The sequence below is a fragment of the Microbacterium oleivorans genome, assembly GCF_023715745.1.
In the GTDB taxonomy this organism is placed as follows: domain Bacteria; phylum Actinomycetota; class Actinomycetes; order Actinomycetales; family Microbacteriaceae; genus Microbacterium; species Microbacterium oleivorans_D.
Window position 1 is genome coordinate 1 of the sequence record NZ_JAMBOV010000017.1, and the last position, 455, is coordinate 455.

The 455-nt window shown below is 54.1% G+C and carries 1 protein-coding gene; it reads left to right on the plus strand.

All coding sequences use genetic code 11. The features are described from left to right. A partial coding sequence (gene cas6e, locus M3190_RS15220) for a type I-E CRISPR-associated protein Cas6/Cse3/CasE (protein ID WP_251583571.1) occupies nucleotides 1-300 on the plus strand: 300 nt, incomplete at its 5' end. Nucleotides 301-455: the final 155 nt, after the last annotated feature.

Here is a 455-nt window from a genome sequence, read left to right on the forward strand (position 1 = left end):
GAGCAGGTTGAACCTCGGGATATCTGGGCGCATCAGCAACAGGCGGCGCTGGCCTGGTTAACGCGGCAAGGTGAACAAAGCGGGTTTTCTTTAGCGGAGACCGTGGTGGATGCTTATCGTCAGCAGCAGATACGGCGCGAAAAATCGCGCCAGACCATTCAGTTCAGCAGTGTGGATTACACCGGCATGTTGGTGGTGAACGATCCAGCGTTATTTTTGCAGCGTCTGGCGTCGGGATACGGTAAAAGCCGGGCTTTTGGCTGCGGAATGATGATGATTAAACCCGGGGATGGCGAGTGACCTTCGTGCCGTTAAACCCCATCCCGCTGAAAGATCGGACATCGATGATCTTTCTCCAGTACGGGCAGATCGATGTACTTGATGGCGCATTTGTATTAATCGATAAGACCGGGATCCGCACGCATATCCCGGTAGGATCGGTGGCCTGCATTATG